1 protein-coding gene is annotated in these 452 nt (G+C 45.6%); it reads right to left on the reverse strand.

What is annotated here, in order from left to right:
- A partial coding sequence (locus tag J1781_RS00350; protein ID WP_238483435.1) for a glutamate--tRNA ligase occupies positions 1-452 on the reverse strand: 452 nt, incomplete at both ends.

The raw sequence follows: 452 nt of genomic DNA on the forward strand, positions 1-452 counted from the left end.
TGTCAAAACTGGCAATCATTTCATCCAAGGTGAATTTTTCGGCTTCATCTGGCATGGAGTAGCCCATCCGTCCCAAGTAGTTAAGCAAGGCTTCTGGCAACACACCTGCATCACGGTAATAAGTGATAGACGTTGGGTTTTTGCGTTTGGATAGTTTGGATTTGTCGGGGTTTCTAAGCAGTGGCATGTGACATAGCACTGGCATATCCCAACCAAAATATTTATACAATAATTGATGCTTTGGAGCAGAGTTAATCCACTCTTCGCCACGAATGACGTGGGTAATCTGCATCAAATGGTCATCGACCACGTTTGCCAAATGGTAGGTTGGTAGACCGTCGGTTTTGAGTAGCACTTGCATATCCACTTGTGACCAAGGAATCTCGACTTCACCACGTAGCATATCGTCAAATTTACATCCCCCCTCGTCTGGCACACGCATACGAATGACG

The sequence above is a fragment of the Rahnella perminowiae genome (assembly GCF_019049695.1).
In the GTDB taxonomy this organism is placed as follows: Bacteria; Pseudomonadota; Gammaproteobacteria; order Enterobacterales; family Enterobacteriaceae; genus Rahnella; species Rahnella perminowiae.